We start from the raw sequence: 19,889 nt of genomic DNA, 5'->3' as shown, positions 1-19,889 counted from the left end.
CCCCGGCTTGGATCAGCGTCCGGCCCGTTCGGCCGCCAGTCGCTCGCGCTCGATCACCCGCCAGCGGGCGACGTTGCGGTTATGCTCATCGAGCGTCTCGGCGAAGATATGCCCGCCGGTGCCGTCAGCGACGAAGAAGAGCGCGCGCGAGTCGGCCGGGTTGGCCGTGGCTTCGAGCGCGGCCCGGCCCGGATTGGAGATCGGCGTCGGCGGCAGGCCGTCGATCCGATAGGTGTTGTAGCCAGTGTCGAGCGCAATCTCGCTGGCGCGGATGGTGCGCCGGTTGCCCTGCGCGTCGACCAGACGGCCATCGCGGCAGCGGTTGGGGTGCACTTTGCAGACGCCGTAGATGATGGTCGGGTCGGTTTCGAGCCGCATTGGCCGGCGCAGCCGGTTCACGAACACGGCGGCGACCAGCGGCCGCTCCGAAGCAATGCCCGTTTCTCGTTCGACGATGGACGCCAAGGTGACGAACTCTTCCGGCGTGCTGATCGGCAAATTCTCGGCGCGCCGCGCCCAAATTTCCTCAACCGCGCGGTCGTGCGCCTCGCGCATCTGCTGCAGCAAAGCCGCGCGCGTCATGCCGCGTTGAACGTGATAGGTGTCCGGCAGGATCGAGCCTTCCGGCGGCGCCTCCGGCATTTCGCCGGTGAGCACGTCGGATTCTTCCAGAATACGCATTACGCCGTCGATGGTGATGCCTTCGGGAAACGTGATCGCATGCTGCAGCGCATCGCCGCCGGAGATCATCTCGACGATCTGCTTCACCGAAGCGCCCGCGGGGATGCTGTATTCGCCCGCCTGCAACGGCTCGCCGTTGGAGTAGATGCGGTTGGCGATGCGGAACAGAAGCGCATCCGTGACGAGGTTCTGTTCCTGCAGCGCGCTTGCGATCGAAGCGCCGTTGGCGCCGCGCTCGACCACGAACGCGGTTTCCTGGGTCGACGGGCCAGGCCGCGTGACCGCGCTATAGAAAAACGCGGCTGCAAAAAGGAGCGCCGCGCCGCCGGCAACCGCAGTCCAAAACAGAAAGGAGCCAAACCCGCCGCCGCTGCGGCGAGGTTCAAACCGGGCCATCAATCCACCGCTGTCAGGATCACGGCTGCGTTGGTGCCGCCGAATCCGAACGAATTCGACATCGCCGCTTTCACCGGCCGCTTCTTGGCCTTTAGCGGCGTCAAATCTATGGCGGACTCGACCGACGGATTGTCGAGATTCAGCGTCGGCGGCACCACGCCGTCGCGGATCGCCAGCGCGCAGAACACCGCCTCCACCGCGCCCGCGGCGCCAAGCAAATGGCCGATCGCCGACTTGGTCGACGACAGCGACAGGTTCCCGGCGGCGTTCCCGAACAGGCGCTCGACCGCTTTCAGCTCGATTTCATCGCCCAGCGGCGTCGAGGTGCCGTGCGCGTTGACGTAATCGATGTCGCTCGGCGACATGCCGGCGTCCTTCAACGCCATTGTCATGGCGCGGAAGCCGCCGTCGCCGTCATCGGACGGGGCGGTGATATGATAGGCGTCGCCGGAGAGCCCGTAGCCTTTGACTTCGGCGTAGATTTTGGCCCCGCGCGCTTTGGCGTGCTCGTACTCTTCGAGCACCAGGCAGCCGGCGCCCTCGCCCATGACGAAGCCGTCGCGGTCTTTGTCATAGGGCCGCGAAGCCCGTTCCGGCGTTTCGTTGAAGCCGCTCGAAAGCGCCCGCAAGGCGCAGAAGCCGGCCATCGCCAAACGGCCGACCGCCGCTTCGGCGCCGCCGGCGACCATCACGTCCGCATCGCCGTGCACGATGAGACGCGCAGCATCGCCGACAGCGTGCGCGCCGGTGGCGCATGCCGTCACCACAGCGTGGTTGGGTCCGCGGAAACCGTGACGAATGGAGACTTGTCCCGACGCCAGATTGATCAGCGCGCTCGGAATGAAGAACGGCGAAATCTTGCGCGGGCCGTCCTTCTCCAATTGCAGAGCGGTGTTGCCGATCGCTTCGATGCCGCCGATGCCGGAGCCGATCAGAACGCCGGTGCGGTTCTTCGCTTCGTCGTCGGCAGGCTTCCAGCCGCTATCGGCCACCGCCTCGTCGGCGGCGGCGATCGCAAACAAGATGAAGTCTTCGATGCGGCGCTGTTCTTTCGCCGACATGACGTTGTCGGGGTTGAACGCGTGTTCGTCGCCGGCGCCGCCGGCGCGGCCGTCCGTTCGCGGCACCATGCAGGCGATCCGGCACGGCAGATCGTCCACCTTGAAGTGTTCGATCCGGTTCGCGCCGGACTTGCCCGCGAGCAATCGCTCCCACGTGGCTTCGCGGTTCGCGGCCAGTGGGGTGACGAGCCCTATGCCTGTGATGACGACGCGCCGCATGCGCGTGCGCAGGGCTTAGCCCTGCTTCTCCGAGATGAACTTCACCGCGTCGCCGACGGTTTGGATGTGCTCGGCGGCGTCGTCCGGGATCTCGATGCCGAACTCTTCTTCGAACGCCATGACCAGCTCGACATTGTCCAAGCTGTCAGCGCCCAGGTCATCGATGAAGGAAGCCTTCTCGGTCACCTTTTCCGGCGGCGCTTCGAGATGCTTGATCACGATAGCCTTCACGCGCTCAAAAACTTCCGACATGCACGCCTCGCTGGTGCTGAAAAATTGGTCACGCTCCGAAGAACGCTTGTGAGCGGCCTTTTGGCCACTGGAACGGTCCTAGGCAAGCCCTTTTCACCGCCATGGGTGCAGGGCCGCTCCTCAGATCATGGCCATGCCGCCGTTCACATGCAACGTCTGGCCGGTCATGTAGCCGGCCTCCTCGCTGGCCAGGTAAACCGCGGCGGCTGCGACATCAGAGCCCTCGCCAAGACGGCCGGCGGGGATTTTTCCAAGCAGCGCCGTCTTTTGGGCTTCGTTCAGCACGTCCGTCATCGGCGAGGCGATAAAGCCGGGGGCGATGCAGTTGGCGGTGACGTTGCGGCTCGCGACTTCGGCCGCCAGCGCCTTGGTGAAACCGATCATGCCAGCCTTGGAGGCCGCGTAATTCGCCTGTCCGGGGTTTCCGGTGACGCCCACAACCGAGGTGATGCCGATGATCCGGCCCCAGCGGTTCTTCATCATCGTCTTCAGCGCCGCGCGCGAGAGGCGGAAATAGCTCTCCAGATTGATCTTGAGGACGTTCTGGAAGTCCTCGTCCTTCATCCGCAGCAAGAGGCCGTCCTTGGTGATGCCGGCGTTGGCGACGAGGATGTCGAGCCGCCCGCCCAGCGCTTGCTCGGCCTGGCCTATCAGGGCGTCGACCGCCGCGGCGTCGGAGAGGTTGCACGGCGTGATTGGATGATCGCCGCCGAGTTCGGCGCGGACCTTCTCCAGCGCCTCCACCCGGGTTCCCGAGAGCGCAACCCGCGCCCCTCGCGCGGCCAGCGCCTTGGCGATTGCGCCGCCAATGCCGCCGGAAGCGCCGGTGACCAGCGCAGTTTTTCCCGTGAGATCAAACATGATGGTTCCTCTTGCCGGCCCGGCTTATTCGCCGCGGGCGGCCGCCGCAAGCTTCAGCACCGTGTTCCAATTACGCGCCGTCCCGAGCTTTGGAAGCTTCAGCTTCGACGGACCCTGCCCGCTCGGAAACTTGATGTAGAGGCAGCGCTCGCCTTGTTTGACGTCTTCGCCGGTGAGCGAGCTCGTCTTCATCGCCTCCATCTCGGCGGCGCTCGCAGCTTCGCGCATGAAGTTGACCACCATGAAGGACGGCGTCGTCTTCGTGAACGCCTTGAACGGATCGGCGGCGATGATCGCATCCAGCTCATCGGCGGTGCGGACGAACACGTCGGTCTTCAGCCCAAGCCCGTCGAGAATGAGCTTTTCCAGCGCCGCCTCGAGCTTCGGGCCTTTCTGCTTGGCGTCCAGAACGAGATTGCCGCTCGCGATCAGCGTGCGCACATCGCTGTAGCCGCCCGCTTCGATGACGGCGCGCAGTTCGCTCATCACCACTTTACGCTTGCCGAGATTGACGCCGCGAAGCAGCGCGACTTGGCGCGGCATCAAACGCTCTTCGCGAACGCTTCCAGGTCCGCCGGCTCGTTCAGCGCGACCGCCTCCGCGTCCGGCGCGTTGCGCTTGACCATCCCGGAAAGCTGTTTGCCGGCTCCAACCTCGGCGAAACGTGCGACCCCGCCGCCGGTCGCCATCCATTCGATGCTCTCGCGCCAACGCACGCGGCCGGTGACTTGCTCGATGAGCAGCTTCCGCACCAAGGCCGGCTCATGCACCGGCTGCGCCGTCACGTTGGCGACGACGGCGGGATTGAACGGCGAAATCTGCGTGTCCGCGAGCGCTTCCGCCATCGCCGCCGCCGCCGGCTGCATCAGCGGCGAATGGAACGGCGCGGAAACATTGAGCGGAATGGCGCGCGCGCCCCGCTCCTTCGCAGCGGCCAAGGCGGCGTCGACGCCCGCCTTCGAACCGGAGATCACGACGTTGCCGACATTGTTGTCGTTGGCGACCACGACGACGCCCGCGCTCGAGCCCGCTTCGGCGATCTCCTCGGCCAGCTTCACATCGACTTTGCCGATCAGCGCCGCCATCGCGCCTTCACCCACTGGCACGGCGGCCTGCATGGCATTGCCCCTCGTGCGCAAGAGCCGCGCGGCGTCGCTGATCGTCAGCGCGCCGGCTGCGGCAAGCGCCGAATATTCGCCGAGCGAGTGCCCGGCGACATAAGCCGCCTTGGCGACCGGCGCGCCGAACTCGCGCTCCAGCACGCGCATCGCGGCAAGGCTCACGGTCATGAGCGCCGGCTGAGCGTTGGCCGTGAGCGTGAGATCGTCGGCGGGCCCTTCGAAGATGAGACGCGAGAGTTTCTCGCCGAGCGCCTCGTCCACTTCCTGGAACACCTCACGCGCCGCGGCGAAGGCGTCGTGAAGGTTCTTGCCCATGCCGGGTGTCTGGCTCCCCTGGCCGGGGAAGATGAAAGCGATGGTCATACGCTGCGACTTAGCTCAGCGACGCTTGTGCGACAATCGCGTCCGCAAAGCCGCTTGGGTCCTCGCCGCGCGAAGCTTCTCCACAGCAATGGCTCCGCGTCCGCACGGCCCGTCACGCGTTGCGCTCGCGCGCGGCGCCAGCAATGCATGAACTCGAATTATACCGCCGCTCATTGACAGCGGACGCGAGATGCAACGGAGTGAGTCTCGGGTCTTGGGGGAAGCAACGTGCGTGCGCTCGCCGCTCGCGCACTTCCAGGGGGACCACACGATGCGAAGCCTGCGCCTCGCAGCGATACCGCTGTGCCTCGCCGCCGTCGCGCTCACCAGCGAAGCGATGGCGACCGGAAGCCACCATCACAACACCTACGGCGGACAGAACGGCGAAAACGGCCAGAACGGCGCCAACGGACAGAACGGCGCCAACGGGCAGAATGGCGCCAACGGGGTGAACGGCCAGAACGGATCGAACGGCGAGAACGGAGCGAATGGCCAAAACGGCTCGAATGGCGCGAATGGCCAGAACGGGCAGAATGGCCAGAACGGCGAGGCGGGACGCGACGGCCGCGATGGACGCGACGGCCGCGCCACCGAAATCCCCGCCGCAACCGCCTACGCCGCGCCGGTGATCGCCACCGAAGACACCTGCATGGGCTCGAGCTCGGTCGGCGCGCAGGGTATGGCTTTTGGCGTTTCCGTCGGCACCACCTGGCGCGACCGCAATTGCCAGCGGCTCAAGAACTCGCGCGAACTCGCCGCCATGGGCTTCGACCGCGCCGCCGTCGCGCTGCTGTGTGTCGACGACGACGTGCGCGAAGCCATGAGCAATGCCGGGACGCCGTGTCCGGGAGAGACGCAGCAAGCTTCGCTGGCGACAGACTCCGAACCTGCGCGCGGCGAGCGCCGCCGTTCGTTCTTCGGCCGCTAAGCGCTCCGAATGTACGCGCGCACGCTAGGTTCGGTGCTGGCCACGCTGTTCGTCGGCGCAGCGAACACACACGCGCTGGCGGAGGAAAACTGGGCCGACGACACCGCGGTCGACGAACCGCACCGCGATAGGGCGCGCGAGGCGCCGCTGCGCTCCTCAAATGGCGACTACGAAACAGCCGGCCTGATCGGCACGCGCGAGATTGCCTACACCTCGGCGCGCACGCCCGTCGCCACCGCCTACGCCGCCCCGCTCGTGGCGTCGCACGATACCTGCATGGGCTCGCGCGTGTTCGGCGTGCAAGCGGCGGGCTTCGGCGTCTCGTTCGCCACCACTTGGCAGGACCGCAGCTGCCGCCGGCTCAAGAACGCCCGCGAACTCTACGCGCTCGGCTATCGCGATGCAGCGGTGCAGCTCTTGTGCCTCGACGATGAGGTCCAGGCCGCTATGGAGCGCGCCGGCACGCCATGTCCCGGCGTGCGCCTGATCAGCACGGCGCCAGCGCCGCCGCCCGAACCTGAACCCGAGCGCGAACCGCCGCTGATCACCTTCGACGACGTGCTGTTCGATTTCGATCGCGCGACGCTGCGCCCCGAGGCGGACGCCATTCTCGAGCCGCTGCTGGCGAGGATGCAGGCTGATCCGTTGATGCAGATCGACATCGAAGGCCACACCGATTGGATCGGCGCGGACGCCTACAATCAGGATCTCTCCGAGCGGCGCGCCCGCGCCGTCGTGGACTGGCTCGTCGCCCACGGCGTCGCGACCGAGCGCATCAATGCGGTCGGCCGCGGCGAGAGCGAACCGGTTTCGACCAACGCGACCGCAGAGGGCCGACAACTCAACCGCCGCGTCGAGATCAGACGGCGCAGCTAGAGCTTCCCGAAAGGGAAACGACCGGAGGAGACGGCGTCCACCACCCCCAAGACAAAGGCGAGCGCCGCGCCGTCTCCTCCGCTCAGTCAGTGACGCCCTATTCGGCGACTTCAAAACGCACCGGCGCGCGGACATAACCGCCGGCCAAGCGCGGATCGGCGCGAAAGTAGCGGGTAATCTCAGCCGCTGCCTGCCCGAAGCCCCAGCCTTCTGGCTCTTCGGACTCGATATCGCAGTCGGCCAGGCTGCCGTCCCGTTGCACAACGCAGAGAAGAACGGCGCGTCCACGCACGCCGAAGAACAAGGCGAAGAAGGGATAGTGGCGTTCCAGGTCCGCGCCGCTCGGCTGTTGTGTCCAAAAGCCGCCGCCCGTTGTCGTCGTTGCCGCCGCTTTTGGCTCCGCCGCCGCCTGAGCTGACGCCGCCATTGGCGCGAATGCGATTGCCAGCGCCGCGCACAAAGGGATCACTGACCGCATCGTCACTCAGCCCAAAAACGGATCGGGATCCGCACGCGTCCGCCAGACGTGGGCTGTCCATCGCGCGTCATAGGCGCCATCCGGAAATGGCGGGACACCCGAAGCGCGGCCTGCTCGAAGCCCGCCCCCTCTGGACTTGCTGAGACGATCACACAAGTGAGCCGTCCGTCGTGCCCGACGATGCACTCCAGCAGCGCCTCGCCGTTAACGCCTTGGCGTAGCGCCTCGCTCGGATAGTAGCGCACGAAGTCCTGCGCCGTTGGGCGCTGCAGCCAGGTGGGGCTGGTCACCACTGGCAGATTGGGCGGCGCTGGCGGCGGGTCGACGGCCACTGGGAGCGGCATCGTCGGAAATCGGACCATGACGGCGATAGGACGCCCATCGGTCGGTGCGCCGCCGCCGTCTTGCGCCGCGATGCGCGCCTGAGACGCCGCCTCTATCGCGGCAGCACGGAAATTCTCTGCGACGCCGCTGGGCGCCTCGCAGTGGGCCAAAGTATCCCGTTCCACCCTGCACTGGAGCGGAACACGCGCCTGGTATTCGCTGGTCGAGAATGGATAATGGAATTGGGCCTGCGGCGGCTCGGTCAGCCAAACCGGTTCGGTGATCGGCGCTGGTCCAGCTTGCTGGGCCATCGCCACGCCCGTTGCGGCCACGAGGCCCACAAACGCCGCCGCTTGCCAAAGTGGTCGCATCTGGCCCCTCCTGCCTCGGCAGCTTAAAGGCGTACGGCCACCTAGCCCAGAGCTTGCTTTTCCCCATCGTTTCGCTTAGGTCCGCGCCTTCGCGATCCGCGGCCCCGGGGGCATCCGCCGCCCGGGGTCCATCGTTTTGGCTCGTCCGCCCCTTCGGGAGCGGCTCTTCCAGGGCCAGGGCGCCGCGGGTCCTGGGAAGAGGACAATATGGCATTCTACGAACACGTGCTGATTGCGCGGCCGGAAATCTCGCCGCAGCAAGTCGATGCCCTCGTCGAGGACATCACCAAGACTATCAAGGAACTCGGCGGGGCGACCACCAAGACCGAGTACTGGGGTCTCCGCAACCTGACCTACCGGATCAAGAAGAACCGCAAGGGCCACTACGCGCTGATCAACATCGATGCGCCGGCGAGCGCCGTGCACGAATTGGAGCGGCGCCTGCGGATCAACGAAGACGTCATGCGCTTCAAGACCATCCGAGTCGAAGAACTCGACGAGGAAGCGTCGCCGATCCTGGCCCGCCGCGACCGCGACGAGCGCCGCCGTTCGCGCCGCGAAGGCGGACGCGATGGCGAAGAAGGCGGCGGCGGCGAATTTGAAGGCGGGGAGGAATAATTATGGCCCAGAAGCAAGCCAAAGGCGCCCCGAAGTTCAACATCTCGAACATTCCGGCGCGCCGCCCGTTCGGCCGCCGGCGCAAGGTGTGCCCGTTCTCCGGCGCCGCCGCGCCGAAGATCGACTACAAGGACGTGAAGCTGCTCCAGCGCTACATCAGCGAAAAGGGCAAGATCGTCCCGGCGCGCATCACCGCCGTTTCCGCCAAGAAGCAACGCGAACTCGCGCGCGCGATCAAGCTCGCGCGCGAACTCGCTCTGCTGCCGTTCGCCGTTCAGTAAGGAGGACGAAGCAATGCAAGTCATCCTGCTTGAACGCGTCGAAAATCTCGGCGCTCTCGGCGAAGAAGTGAAGGTGCGCGACGGCTATGCGCGCAACTTCCTGTTGCCGCAGAAGAAGGCGTTGCGGGCCACCGAAGCCAACCGCAAGGTGTTCGAGGCCCGCCGGGCCGAGCTCGAAGCGCGCAACGCGGAAGCCAAGGCTGCCGCCGAAAAGGCGAGCGGCAAAATCGACGGCTCCTCGTACGTGCTGATCCGCCAAGCCGGCGAAGCCGGCCAGCTCTACGGCTCGGTCTCCTCGCGCGATATCGCCGACGAGATCGCCAAAGCCGGCGGCAAGATCGATCGCAACGCGGTCGTGCTCGACAAGCCGATCAAGACCATCGGCGTCTATGACGTCCGCGTGCGCCTGCACGCGGAGGTGTCGGCGACGGTGAAGGTCAACGTGGCGCGTTCTGCCGACGAAGCCGAGCGCCAGGCGCGCGGCGAAAACGTTATCGCCTCGGCGATCGAAGCCGAACGCTCGCAGGTCGAAGCCGCCGCCAAGGAATTGGCCGCCGCGTCGATCACCAACGAACCGGGCGCGCGCGCGGAATAATCCGCAACGCATCCAAAGTTTAGGGCCCGCGCATCTCACCGGTGCGCGGGCCTTTTGCTTTCCACGGCCCGCGCTCTGGCGCTAACATCGCGCCGACGGAGGGACACTTACATGATCGATAGACGCCGCCTCTTGCTCGCCAGCGCAGCGCTTGGCTTCACCGCCGCATGCGCAAGCACGCCTTCAGCCGAGGCGCCCGCGCACCAGACCTATTCGGCGGCGGCGTTTTTCCAGACGACGTCCTTCGCGATGAGTTCGCCCGCCGGCTTCGGCTTCTCGCCGGACGGCCGCTTCATCCTCACCGCCAATGACTCGAGCGGCGTGTTCAATACTTACGCGCTGTCGATCGAGGGCGGCGCGCCCGTGGCGCTGACGAATTCGACCACCAACGCGACATTCGCGGTCTCGTACTTCCCGAATGACGAGCGCGCGCTGGTCAGCGCCGACGAAGGCGGCAACGAACTCGACCACCTCTATGTCCGCGAACGCGACGGCACGTTGCGCGACATCACGCCCGGCGAGAACGTCAAAGCGAGCTTCCTCGCCTGGCGCAGCGACGGCGGCGCGTTCTGGGTCACCTCGAACGAACGCAACGAACAGGTGTTCGACCTCTACGAATACGACGCGACTTCGTATCAGCGCCGGCTGGTCTACGAAAATCCAGGCATGGAGATCGCCGACGTCTCCCGCGACGGGCGCTGGCTCGCGCTGGTGCGCCCGCGCACGACTGCCGACAGCAATCTCTATCTGGTCGATCTGCGCGCGAGCGGCGCCGCGCGCGAGCCGCGGCTGATCACCGAGCACACCGGCAATATCAGCTACGGCGTCTACGAGTTCACGCCGGACAACGCCGCGCTGATCTACGCCACCGACGAGCATGGCGAATACAACCAGGCTTGGCGCTATGACTTGGCTTCCGGCGAGAAGACGCCGCTGATCCAGGCCGAGTGGGACGTGATGTTCGTCGTCCACTCGCCGAGCGGGCGCTACCGCGTCTCGGCCGTGAACGCCGATGCTTCGACCGAAGTGACGATCCTCGACACGCAAACCCGTCAGCCCATCAGCCTCACCGGCGTCCCGGCCGGCGATCTGGCGCAGGTGCGCTTCAACCGCGACGAAACCAGGATCGCCTTCACGGTGGCTTCCGACACTTCGCCGTCCGACATCTTCACCGCGCCGCTCTCGACCGGCGCCGCCACGCGCCTGACGCACGCGCTCAATCCCGAGATCGACGAAACGCTGCTCGTGGAAGCAAGCCTCGTTCGCTATCCGAGCTTCGACGGCCTGCAAATCCCGGGCATCCTCTATCGCCCGCGCACGGCGAGCGCCTCGACCCCCGCGCCAGCCATCGTGCTCGTGCACGGCGGCCCAGGCGGGCAGAGCCGGCGCGGCTATTCGGCGATGGTCCAGCATCTGGTGAACCACGGCTACGCCGTGCTCGCCGCCAACAACCGCGGCTCGTCCGGTTACGGCAAGACCTTCTTCAACATGGACAACCGCCGGCACGGCGAAGTCGATCTCGACGACATCGTCTACGCGCGTACCTACCTGCAATCGCTCGATTGGGTCGACGACAGCCGCATCGCCATTATGGGCGGCTCGTACGGCGGCTACATGGTCGCGGCGGCGCTGGCGTTCCGCCCTGACGTGTTCGACGTTGGCATCGACATTTTCGGCGTCACTAACTGGTCGCGCACGCTGACTTCGATCCCGCCCTGGTGGGAGAGCTTCCGCGAAGCGCTCTACGACGAAATGGGCGATCCCGCGACCGACGCGGACCGCCATCGCCGCATCTCGCCGCTCTTCCATGCGGGCAACATCCGCAAGCCGCTGCTCGTCATCCAAGGCGCGAACGATCCGCGCGTGCTGCAGGTGGAGAGCGACGAACTCGTCGCCGCCGTGCGCGCCAACAACGTGCCGGTCGAGTACGTGATCTTCCCCGACGAAGGCCACGGCTTCCTACGCAAGGAAAACCGCATCACCGCGCAGGAGGCGTATCTGAGGTTCTTGGAGCAGCATTTGCGGGGCGCGCCGGCGAACTGACACCCATCCTCGGACGAATGCGAAGCGAGCATTCCGGGGCCCATAAACACGTGTGCGTCGAGCGGAGGCGCTATGCCTTTCGGCCTCCGTGTTTATGGGTCCCGGGTTCGCCGCTTCGCGCCGCCCCGGGGATGGGTTGGGCGGCCGACTCGTCATTCCGGGTCAACAACAAAGAGCCGGGGACGACTCACCAAAAACCGCGGTCAAGGTTTCGGCGCGTAAACAAATGCGCGCGCGAATCGGATCATCTTGCCGGCGATGTCGACCCAGCAAGCCCTGCCCCTTGCCGCGCCCGCGCCTGCCCCGCAGCCGCGCGTCGCGCCGCACAACCTCGAAGCCGAACAGGGCCTCCTGGGCGCGATCCTGTTCGACAATGAGACCTACAATCGCATCAACGCGAACCTTCAGGCCAAGCACTTCTACGATCCGGTGCACGGCCGCATTTTCCAGGCCTGTCAGGACCTGATCGCCGCCGGCGAACTCGCGGACGGGGTAACGCTGAAGGAGCGCTTCGCCCGCGACGGCGGCATCAAGGAGATCGGCGGCGCCGTCTATCTGATGAAGCTGATGGAGGTCGCCGCGCCGCTCTCGGCGCAAGCGCAATCCTACGCCGATCTCATCTACGATCTGGCGCTGCGGCGCGAACTCATCCGCGTCGGCAACGTGATCTCGGACCTGGCCGAAAACCCGCCCGAAGATCACGACGCCAAGGACATCATCGAAGAAGCCGAACGCACGCTCTTCTCGCTTGCCGAAAGCGGCGCCGCATCGGCGGGCTTCTCGCCGTTCTCGCGCGCGCTGGCGCACTCGATCGAAACCGCCGCCGCCGCCTACGAAAGCAAGACCGACGTTTCCGGCCTCGCCACCAATTTCGAGGACCTCGACCGCATGCTCGGCGGCTTGCACCCGTCCGACCTGATGATCCTCGCCGGGCGCCCATCGATGGGCAAAACCTCGCTCGCGCTCAACATCGCCTTCAACATCGCCAAGAACAAACTCGAATACGACCGCGCGCCCGAGGACGCGAAGCCCGAGACCAAAGGCGGCATCGTCGCCTTCTTCTCGCTCGAAATGTCGGCCGAACAGCTGGCGACGCGCCTTCTCTCGGACGCCGCCGAAATCGAGTCCGACCGCATTCGCCGCGGCAAGATTTCGAAACAGGAATACGAGCGCCTGGCCGACGAGGCGGTGAACCTGCAAAAACTGCCGCTGCACATCGACGAAACCGGCGCCATCGGCATCGCCCAGCTGCAGGCGCGCGCGCGCCGGCTGCAGCGCACCAGCGGGCTCGACTGCATCGTCATCGACTACCTCCAGCTGGTCACCGGCTCGAAGAAGGGCAGCGACGGCCGGGTGCAGGAGGTCAGCGAAATCACGCAAGGGCTGAAGGCGCTGGCGAAGGACCTGAAAGTGCCGGTGATCGCCCTCTCGCAGCTCTCGCGCCAGGTCGAAAACCGCGAGGACAAACGGCCGCAGCTCTCGGACCTCCGGGAATCCGGCTCGATCGAACAGGACGCAGACTCGGTCCTGTTCGTGTACCGCGAAAGCTATTATCTAGAGCGCGCCGAGCCGCGCGAGGGCACCGACGAGCACATCGCGTGGATGCGGCAGGTGGACGAAGTGCGCAACCAGGCCGAAGTCATCATCGGCAAGCAGCGTCACGGTCCGATCGGGAAAGTGAAGCTCTTCTTTGACAGCCGCTACACCAGATTCGGCAACCTCTCCGCCCGCACGTGAGCCGCCCCGCCTCGCGCGCATCCGCGTCGATCACGCCGCGATCGTAGAGAACTGGCGCTTCTTCCGGAAACGCGCGCCGAACGCGGCGACGGCCGCGGTGGTGAAAGCGGACGCGTATGGGCTGGGCGCCGTCGGCGCTTCGCGCGCGCTCGCTCAGGCCGGCGCGCGCGTCTTCTTCACCGCGACGTTCGGCGAAGCCGCGCTGGTGCGCAAAGCGCTTGGCGAGGGGCCGCAGATCTTCGTCCTCAACGGGCCGAGCGAAACGGACGTCGCCCGCTTCGCCGAAGCGAAGCTGACGCCGATCCTCAATTCCCTGGCGCAGATCAAATTGTGGGACGCGCGCGGGCCCGCCGGCCTCCACATCGACACCGGCATGAACCGCCTCGGCGTCGGCCCTGAGGAGCTGACCGCGGCGATGGTCGCCTTGAAGGACGTTTCGCTCGCGCTGGTGATGAGCCATCTCGCCTGCGGCTCGGACTTGCCGCACGACATGAACGCGATGCAGCTGAAACGCTTCTCCGACGCGGCGACTCTCTTTCCGAAGGCCCCGCGCTCACTCGCGGCGACGGCGGGCGCGCTGATGGGGCCGGAGTACCATTTCGATCTCATCCGCCCAGGCGTCGGCCTTTACGGCTCGGGCGGTCTCGACGCCGACAACCCCACGCTCGCCGCCGCTGCGACCATCGAAGCGCCCATTCTGCAGGTGCGCCATGTGGTCGCCGGCGAAACGTTCGGCTATGGCGCGACCTTCGCCGCGCCCGGCAAGATGCGCACTGCAACCGTCGCGCTCGGCTACGCCGACGGCTACTTGCGTTCGCTCGGCGGGCGCGGTTATGGCGTTCTGGGGGGCGCTAAGCGCCCAATTCTGGGGCGCGTTTCGATGGACCTCATCATCATCGACGTCACCGGCTGCGCCGAAGCGCAGCCCGGCGCCATGGTCGAATTTCTCGGCCCCAACGCGCCGCTCGACGACATCGCCGCGCGCGCGGGCACGGCGTCGTACGAGATCCTGACGACATTCGCCGGGACGGTGCGCAAGACTGGGGTGCGCGCGTGATCAATCCGTTCGCACCTATCGGGCGCGGCACGATCGGCGTGCTTGCCGAAATCGGCCGCTTCTCCGCTTTCACCGGACGCGCCGCCGCCTCGTGCTTTGCGCCGCCCTTCTTCCTCGGCCAGTTCCTGCGCCAGTGCATGGCGATCGGCTATTTCTCGCTGCCGGTGATCGGCTTGACGGCCGTCTTCATCGGCGCGGCGCTCGCGCTCAACATCTATGTCGGCGGCGCCCGCTTCAATGCGGAGAGCTTCGTGCCGAACATCGTCGTGCTCGGCATCACGCGTGAGCTCGGCCCAGTGCTCGCGGGGCTGATGCTCGCCGGCCGCGTCAGCGCCGGCATCGCCGCCGAGATCGGCACCATGCGCGTCACCGAACAACTCGACGCGATGACGACGCTTTCGACCGATCCGTTCAAATTCCTGATCGCGCCGCGCGTGTTGGCCGCAACTCTGACGCTGCCGCTCCTGGTGATGGTCGCCGACATCATCGGCGTCATGGGCGGCTATCTCGTCGCCGTGAACAGCCTCGACTTCAACGGCGCGACCTATCTGCGCAACACGTTCAACTTCCTCGAGAACCAGGACGTAATCCTCGGCCTCATCAAAGCGGCCGTGTTCGGCTTCATCATCGCGGCGATGGGCGCTTATCAAGGTTACAACAGCTCCGGCGGCGCCCTCGGCGTCGGCCGCGCCACCACGAACGCGGTGGTGGGCTCCATCGTACTGATCCTGGCGGTGAACTACCTCATCACCGCGTTCTTCGTGGAGTGAGCGCGATGAATCTCGGCTCAGAGTTCCGCTTGGAAGCGGGCGCCTCCGAAGAAGTGATCCAGCGCCTACTGTCTGAGATCGGCTGCGACCTACCCCACGACTATCTAACATTCATGCGAACGTCGAACGGCGGGGAAGGCTTCATCGGTAAAGAATATCTTCGTATCTGGAAGATCGAAGACGTTGCCACCTGGAGCAAGGACTACGTACGTCATACCCCTTTCGAGGAGACGGACGAACTGTTGTTGTTCGGCGGCAATGGCGGTGGCGAAGCCTTTGGCTTTGATTGGGTTGCAAATGGCGCAATTGTCGAAGCGCCCATGATCGGCATGGAGCGGCAATACCTCCTGCATTGCGCCGATACGTTCAGTGAGTTTCTGAAGAATCCCACAGGGTTCAAGGAATGACCGCCAAACTCCAACTCGTTGGCATCAGGAAAAGGCTTCGCGGCCGCCAAGTGCTCGACGGCGTCGACATCGACGTCGCCGCCGGCCGTTCGCTCGTCATCATCGGCGGCTCCGGCCAGGGCAAATCGGTGACGCTGAAATGCGCGCTCGGGCTGATGAAGCCCGACAGCGGCCAGGTGCTGGTCGACGGCGCCGACGTCACCAAAATGCCGGCGGAAATCCGCGCGCGCGTGATGCGCAAGTTCGGCATGCTGTTCCAGGGCGGGGCGTTGTTCGACTCGCTCAGCGTTTGGGAGAACATCGCCTTTCGCCTGCTCTACGCCGACAAAGTGAACCGCAGCGAAGCCCGCGACCGCGCGGTCGAAGCGATGCGCAAGGTGCGGCTCGCCCCCGACTTCGCCGACGTCCGTCCGATCGAACTTTCCGGCGGCATGCAGAAGCGCGCCGGCCTCGCCCGCGCCATCATCGCCAAGCCCGACATCCTCTTCTTCGACGAGCCGACCACCGGCCTCGACCCGATCACGGCCGACGCCATCAACGATCTCATTGTCGAGATGGTGAAGGAGCTCGGCTGCGCTGCCGTCTCGATCACCCACGACATGCCGAGCGCGCGCAAAATTTCCGACGAAATCGCCATGCTGCACAACGGCAAGATCGTCTGGCGCGGCCCGACCGCTTCGCTCGATGCGAGCGGCAATGCGATGGTCGAACAGTTCGTCGCCGGCCGGGCGGATGGGCCGATTCGGGCTGTGGTGTGATCGATGCGCGCCGCTCCGCCGCAGCGTGCGCCGCACTACACCGATAACGAACAGTACGGCTGGGATCTGCGCCAGTGCGCCATCAACCTGATCGCCACGCTCTCGAACTGGGTCTCTGATCCTGTCGAGTTCACAGGCGACGCCAATGGCCGCATCTGGCGTGTTCGGGAAGACGACCGATCCGGCGCACGCCTCTTCTTCACTTCGGACAAAGGCGACGGCGTCATCGAATTGAGCGTCCACGAGAGCTGCTGGGTTCGCGCCGAACTTCAGGTGGGCGGCGAACTCAAATTTCGCGCGTGGATCGACGACCCGTACGAAGAGAAGGAGTTCTGGCCGGATGGCGCCGATGGCGTCACCCCGCCCAACGGCGACGCGCCTGGACGCATTTCCAAGCGCGGCCGTTGGCTGCAGATCGACTGCGCGCGCTTTCCCGGCGCCGCCGTCGGCGAGAACGGATACTGGAGCGTCGAAGACATCCTCTACTGAAGCTTCGTGCGCTTCTCCTTCAGGCAAGAACTCACCCATCCCCAGAGGCTCGCGAAGCGAGCAGTCCGGGGCCCATATACGCGACTGTTGCGATGCACATGCTTCAATCAGCGCTCACATGCCCGGCGTCGGCGCCGGCTTCGGATCGGGCGCGAGCACGACGCCGCCGACGAACATGAGCGGGCCGATGAAGAAATAAAGGAAGCCCGCGAACGGGGCCCAGAACAGAGGCAACACCGCCGCCGCGGCGACGACCGCGCCGCCAATGGTCACATGCACCAGCTGCTGCCAAAGCCCGAAGCGCGTCAGCTGCCGCTCGCGCGGCGAGAGTTCGAGCCGGTCCGCATTCGCAACCGCATGCGCGTAAAGCGCAGCGAACATCGCGAACACCAGAGCGTAGCCGCCGGACATCATCATCAGCGCGCTGCGCGCTTCTTCCATCGAGAACGGCGCTTCCGGCGCGCCGGCGGCGAGCGAAGCGACGAACGCCGACAGCATCGTCGCCAAATATTTGAGTGGATAGACGAAGAAGAGGATCAGGAACAGCAGCGCCGCATTGAGCGTCGTGGTCCAGCCATCCTGCAACGCGAAGCGGCGGAAGAAGATGTAGTGCGAATGCCAGATCAGCAGCAGGATGGCGAACGCTGCCGCGAACCCGGGAAAGCCCCACAATAGATCGGTCAGCTCGGCGAACGTGGACGGCGGCGCGTTGGAGACCACCAGCAGCGTCAGCGCGAAGGCGAACACCATGTCGGTGAGCGCTTCCACCCGCGTCGGGTTGCCGCCGCGCCAGAGGAAGTCGCGTTCGCCCTTCAACGGATGGAGTGTGCGGACGCCGGCCATGCTTTGAATATCAAAGCGGCCCGCCCCTGCCGTCAAGACTAAAGCTTGCGCGCCACCGCGGCGGCGGATTTCAAGTCGGCGACGAACCGATCGAACTCGGCTTCCTTCGCCGCTTTGTCCGGCACGCGCAGCAGAAATGAGGGATGCACCGTCGCCCGCAATGGCTGGCCCTCGCGCGTCTCGAACGTCCTGCCGCGCGCGGCGGTGAGCGAGCCTTTGTGGTTCGACAGCGACTGCACCGCGGTCGCGCCCAGCGCCACGACGAGCTTCGGCTTGATCAATTCGAGTTCGTTCTTCACCCACCAGCGGCACACTTCGATTTCGCCGCGGTCGGGCCTTTTGTGCAGCCTGCGCTTGCCGCGCGGCTCGTGCTTGAAGTGCTTCACCGCATTGGTGACGAACACTTCCGCGCGCGGAATGCGCGCGGCTTCCAGCGCCTTGTCGAGCACGCGCCCGGCCGGGCCGACGAACGGATGGCCGGCCAAATCCTCCTGATCGCCCGGCTGCTCGCCGACCAGCGCCAGCAACGGCTCGCTGAGATCGCCCTCGCCCGGCACGGCCTGAGTCGCGTTGCGCCAGAGCGGGCACTCGCGGCAGCCGTCCATGGCGCGGCGCAGATCCTTGATATTCTTCGGCGCCTTCAGATGCTCGGCCACCGGCTGCAGCCGCGCCGGCAGATCCCCTGGCGCGATCTTGGGATGCAGCGGTTCGATTTGCGGCGCGAGCGGCATCTCTCTGTAAGCCGGCGGCGGCGCATGGGTTCCGGCGCGCGGCGAAGGCCGTACTCTGGCGCCGGGAGATTCGCCGATGGCCAAGAGCGACCACGTTTTCACCTGCCAGTCTTGCGGCGCGATCTGGGCCAAGTGGGCCGGCAAGTGCGAAGCCTGCGGGGAGTGGAACACGCTGGTCGAGGAAGCGGCGCGGCCGGTGGTGCCCGGCGCGTTCGCGGCGCCGACGGGCGGCAAGAAGAGCAAGGGCTTGGCGTTCGTCGATCTCGCCGGCGAGGCCGAGCCCCCCGCGCGGTTGGCGAGCGGCATCTCGGAGTTCGACCGCGTCTGCGGCGGCGGCCTCGTGCCGGCGTCGGCGATCCTGATCGGCGGCGATCCAGGGGTTGGGAAGTCCACGCTGCTCCTGCAGGCGGCGGCCTCGCTGGCGCGCGGCGGCGCGAGCGTCGCGTACGTCACCGGCGAGGAAGCGGAAGCGCAGGTGCAGGACCGCGCGCGGCGGCTGAAATCTGCAGACGCGAACGTCAGTCTCGCCGCGGAGACCGATCTCCGCAAAATCATCGACGGGCTTAAAGCGCTGAAGCCGGATGTCGTCGTCGTCGATTCGATTCAAACGCTGTGGGCCGACGGCGTCGAAGCCGCGCCCGGCACCGTCGCGCAAGTGCGCGCGTGCGCGCACGAACTGGTGCGCTTTGCCAAGAAGTCCGGCTCGGTGCTGATCTTGGTCGGGCACGTAACGAAAGACGGCCAGATTGCCGGGCCGCGCGTGGTCGAGCATCTGGTCGACGCCGTGATCTATTTCGAGGGCGAGCGCGGGCTGCCGTTCCGCATCCTCCGCGCGGTGAAGAATCGCTTCGGCCCTACCGACGAGATCGGCGTGTTCGAGATGGTCGAGCAAGGCCTGGTCGAAACGCCGAATCCGTCCGCGCTCTTTCTCGGCGGCGCCGGCGACCGCCCGTCGGGCGCTGCGGTGTTCGCCGGCGTCGAAGGCTCGCGCCCGGTGCTGGTGGAGATCCAGGCGCTCGCGGCGCCGACCGCCTACGGCACGCCGCGCCGCGCCGTCGTCGGCTGGGATTCGGCGCGCCTCGCCATGATCCTGGCGGTGCTGGAAACGCGGTGCGGGCTCTCGTTTTCGGGGCGCGATGTCTATCTCTCCGTCGCCGGGGGCCTCCGCATCACCGAGCCCGCCGCCGATTTGGCTGTGGCCGCGGCGCTGGTTTCGGCGCTGGTCGACCGAGCGCTGCCGTCGCATTGCGTCGTGTTCGGCGAAGTGGCGCTCTCCGGCGAAGTGCGCCCGGCCGGACGCACTGACTTGCGCTTGAAGGAAGCGGCGAAGCTCGGCTTCGAACACGCCTTCGCGCCGCCGCAAAAGAAGAACGGCGCCGCCGGCGTCAACGTGCGCCAGATCGGACATATCGCCGACTTGGCGGCGGCGTTGGGCGCAGATGGCGACGCTTGAGACTGGATCCGTCGGCCCCGACGCCGGCGGTCCGAGCGCGCAGCACTTGCGGCCGCGGCGAACGTCCTGTTCGGCGCGGGGGCGGGCGTGCGGGGCCGTGGGGGTTGCATCAAGACGTGTCGGCGCACGTGACGTCGGGCGCGGCGGCGACGCTGGACAGAGACGCGTGCGGGGGA

At 66.3% G+C, this 19,889-nt stretch carries 23 protein-coding genes; 13 read left to right on the top strand and 10 right to left on the bottom strand.

The window, feature by feature from the left end; all coding sequences use genetic code 11:
* Positions 1–12: 12 nt before the first annotated feature.
* The 6 genes from mltG to fabD form a co-directional block, all read right to left on the bottom strand.
* Positions 13–1,077: an endolytic transglycosylase MltG gene (gene mltG / locus VEA80_RS18555; protein WP_325062279.1), complete on the bottom strand. Its 1,065-nt coding sequence runs from the start codon at positions 1,075–1,077 to the stop codon at positions 13–15.
* A complete protein-coding gene (gene fabF / locus VEA80_RS18550; protein WP_325062278.1) occupies positions 1,077–2,357 on the bottom strand; it encodes a beta-ketoacyl-ACP synthase II in 1,281 nt (426 codons plus the stop codon). The genes mltG and fabF overlap by 1 nt, the downstream gene beginning before the upstream one ends.
* Before the next feature lie 15 nt (positions 2,358–2,372).
* A complete protein-coding gene (locus VEA80_RS18545) occupies positions 2,373–2,609 on the bottom strand; it encodes an acyl carrier protein (RefSeq protein ID WP_325062277.1) in 237 nt (78 codons plus the stop codon).
* A 120-nt stretch (positions 2,610–2,729) separates the two neighbouring features.
* Complete coding sequence (gene fabG, locus VEA80_RS18540) at positions 2,730–3,470, bottom strand: 3-oxoacyl-[acyl-carrier-protein] reductase (RefSeq protein ID WP_325062276.1); 741 nt, start codon at positions 3,468–3,470, stop codon at positions 2,730–2,732.
* A gap of 24 nt (positions 3,471–3,494) precedes the next feature.
* Positions 3,495–4,013: a DUF1697 domain-containing protein gene (locus VEA80_RS18535; RefSeq protein WP_325062275.1), complete on the bottom strand. Its 519-nt coding sequence runs from the start codon at positions 4,011–4,013 to the stop codon at positions 3,495–3,497.
* Positions 4,013–4,954 (bottom strand): ACP S-malonyltransferase, encoded by a 942-nt coding sequence (gene fabD, locus VEA80_RS18530; RefSeq protein ID WP_325062274.1) that lies wholly within the window; start codon positions 4,952–4,954, stop codon positions 4,013–4,015. The genes VEA80_RS18535 and fabD overlap by 1 nt, the downstream gene beginning before the upstream one ends.
* Positions 4,955–5,186: 232 nt before the next feature.
* Between fabD and VEA80_RS18525 the strand changes: the two genes are divergently transcribed.
* A complete protein-coding gene (locus tag VEA80_RS18525; protein ID WP_325062273.1) occupies positions 5,187–5,882 on the top strand; it encodes a hypothetical protein in 696 nt (231 codons plus the stop codon).
* Positions 5,883–5,891: 9 nt separating this feature from the next.
* Entirely contained in the window at positions 5,892–6,758 is an 867-nt protein-coding gene (locus VEA80_RS18520; protein ID WP_325062272.1) for an OmpA family protein, read from the top strand.
* A 97-nt stretch (positions 6,759–6,855) separates the two neighbouring features.
* Here VEA80_RS18520 and VEA80_RS18515 read toward each other — a convergent pair whose 3' ends face one another.
* Together VEA80_RS18515 and VEA80_RS18510 are read right to left on the bottom strand one after the other, a co-directional pair.
* Positions 6,856–7,185 carry a hypothetical protein gene (locus tag VEA80_RS18515; protein ID WP_325062271.1) on the bottom strand — a complete coding sequence of 110 codons (330 nt, stop codon included), beginning with the start codon at positions 7,183–7,185 and terminating at the stop codon, positions 6,856–6,858.
* A gap of 53 nt (positions 7,186–7,238) precedes the next feature.
* A complete protein-coding gene (locus VEA80_RS18510) occupies positions 7,239–7,931 on the bottom strand; it encodes an energy transducer TonB (protein WP_325062270.1) in 693 nt (230 codons plus the stop codon).
* A gap of 207 nt (positions 7,932–8,138) precedes the next feature.
* Between VEA80_RS18510 and rpsF the strand changes: the two genes are divergently transcribed.
* The 10 genes from rpsF (at position 8,139) to VEA80_RS18460 (ending at position 16,686) form a co-directional block, all read left to right on the top strand.
* Entirely contained in the window at positions 8,139–8,549 is a 411-nt protein-coding gene (gene rpsF / locus VEA80_RS18505) for a 30S ribosomal protein S6 (RefSeq protein ID WP_325062269.1), read from the top strand.
* Positions 8,550–8,551: 2 nt separating this feature from the next.
* The gene (rpsR, locus tag VEA80_RS18500; RefSeq protein ID WP_325062268.1) at positions 8,552–8,830 is read left to right on the top strand and encodes a 30S ribosomal protein S18; all 279 of its coding nucleotides are present in this window, start codon (positions 8,552–8,554) and stop codon (positions 8,828–8,830) included.
* A 13-nt stretch (positions 8,831–8,843) separates the two neighbouring features.
* Positions 8,844–9,425: a 50S ribosomal protein L9 gene (gene rplI, locus VEA80_RS18495; protein WP_325062267.1), complete on the top strand. Its 582-nt coding sequence runs from the start codon at positions 8,844–8,846 to the stop codon at positions 9,423–9,425.
* Between the two features lie 111 nt (positions 9,426–9,536).
* Entirely contained in the window at positions 9,537–11,468 is a 1,932-nt protein-coding gene (locus VEA80_RS18490) for a S9 family peptidase (protein ID WP_325062266.1), read from the top strand.
* Between the two features lie 258 nt (positions 11,469–11,726).
* Entirely contained in the window at positions 11,727–13,205 is a 1,479-nt protein-coding gene (locus tag VEA80_RS18485; protein ID WP_325062265.1) for a replicative DNA helicase, read from the top strand.
* A complete protein-coding gene (alr, locus tag VEA80_RS18480; RefSeq protein WP_325062264.1) occupies positions 13,159–14,262 on the top strand; it encodes an alanine racemase in 1,104 nt (367 codons plus the stop codon). The genes VEA80_RS18485 and alr overlap by 47 nt, the downstream gene beginning before the upstream one ends.
* A 50-nt stretch (positions 14,263–14,312) precedes the next feature.
* Positions 14,313–15,032, top strand: a complete 720-nt coding sequence (locus VEA80_RS18475) for an ABC transporter permease (RefSeq protein ID WP_349257285.1) — start codon at positions 14,313–14,315, stop codon at positions 15,030–15,032.
* Positions 15,033–15,037: 5 nt separating this feature from the next.
* Positions 15,038–15,439 carry an SMI1/KNR4 family protein gene (locus VEA80_RS18470; protein WP_325062262.1) on the top strand — a complete coding sequence of 134 codons (402 nt, stop codon included), beginning with the start codon at positions 15,038–15,040 and terminating at the stop codon, positions 15,437–15,439.
* A complete protein-coding gene (locus VEA80_RS18465) occupies positions 15,436–16,197 on the top strand; it encodes an ABC transporter ATP-binding protein (RefSeq protein WP_325062261.1) in 762 nt (253 codons plus the stop codon). The genes VEA80_RS18470 and VEA80_RS18465 overlap by 4 nt, the downstream gene beginning before the upstream one ends.
* A gap of 3 nt (positions 16,198–16,200) precedes the next feature.
* On the top strand, positions 16,201–16,686 hold the full coding sequence (locus VEA80_RS18460) for a hypothetical protein (protein ID WP_325062260.1): 486 nt from the start codon (positions 16,201–16,203) through the stop codon (positions 16,684–16,686).
* Positions 16,687–16,800: 114 nt separating this feature from the next.
* Here VEA80_RS18460 and VEA80_RS18455 read toward each other — a convergent pair whose 3' ends face one another.
* The gene (locus tag VEA80_RS18455) at positions 16,801–17,529 is read right to left on the bottom strand and encodes a TMEM175 family protein (RefSeq protein ID WP_325062259.1); all 729 of its coding nucleotides are present in this window, start codon (positions 17,527–17,529) and stop codon (positions 16,801–16,803) included.
* A gap of 38 nt (positions 17,530–17,567) precedes the next feature.
* Entirely contained in the window at positions 17,568–18,260 is a 693-nt protein-coding gene (locus VEA80_RS18450) for a UdgX family uracil-DNA binding protein (RefSeq protein WP_325062258.1), read from the bottom strand.
* A gap of 76 nt (positions 18,261–18,336) precedes the next feature.
* Between VEA80_RS18450 and radA the strand changes: the two genes are divergently transcribed.
* Positions 18,337–19,713, top strand: a complete 1,377-nt coding sequence (gene radA / locus VEA80_RS18445) for a DNA repair protein RadA (RefSeq protein ID WP_325062257.1) — start codon at positions 18,337–18,339, stop codon at positions 19,711–19,713.
* The last annotated feature ends 176 nt before the right edge of the window (positions 19,714–19,889 follow it).

The sequence above is a fragment of the Vitreimonas sp. genome, from assembly GCF_035627415.1.
In the GTDB taxonomy this organism is placed as follows: Bacteria; Pseudomonadota; Alphaproteobacteria; order Caulobacterales; family Aquidulcibacteraceae; genus Vitreimonas.
The sequence above is the reverse complement of the archived record's forward strand: the minus strand, read 5'-3'. Positions and strand labels throughout refer to the sequence as shown.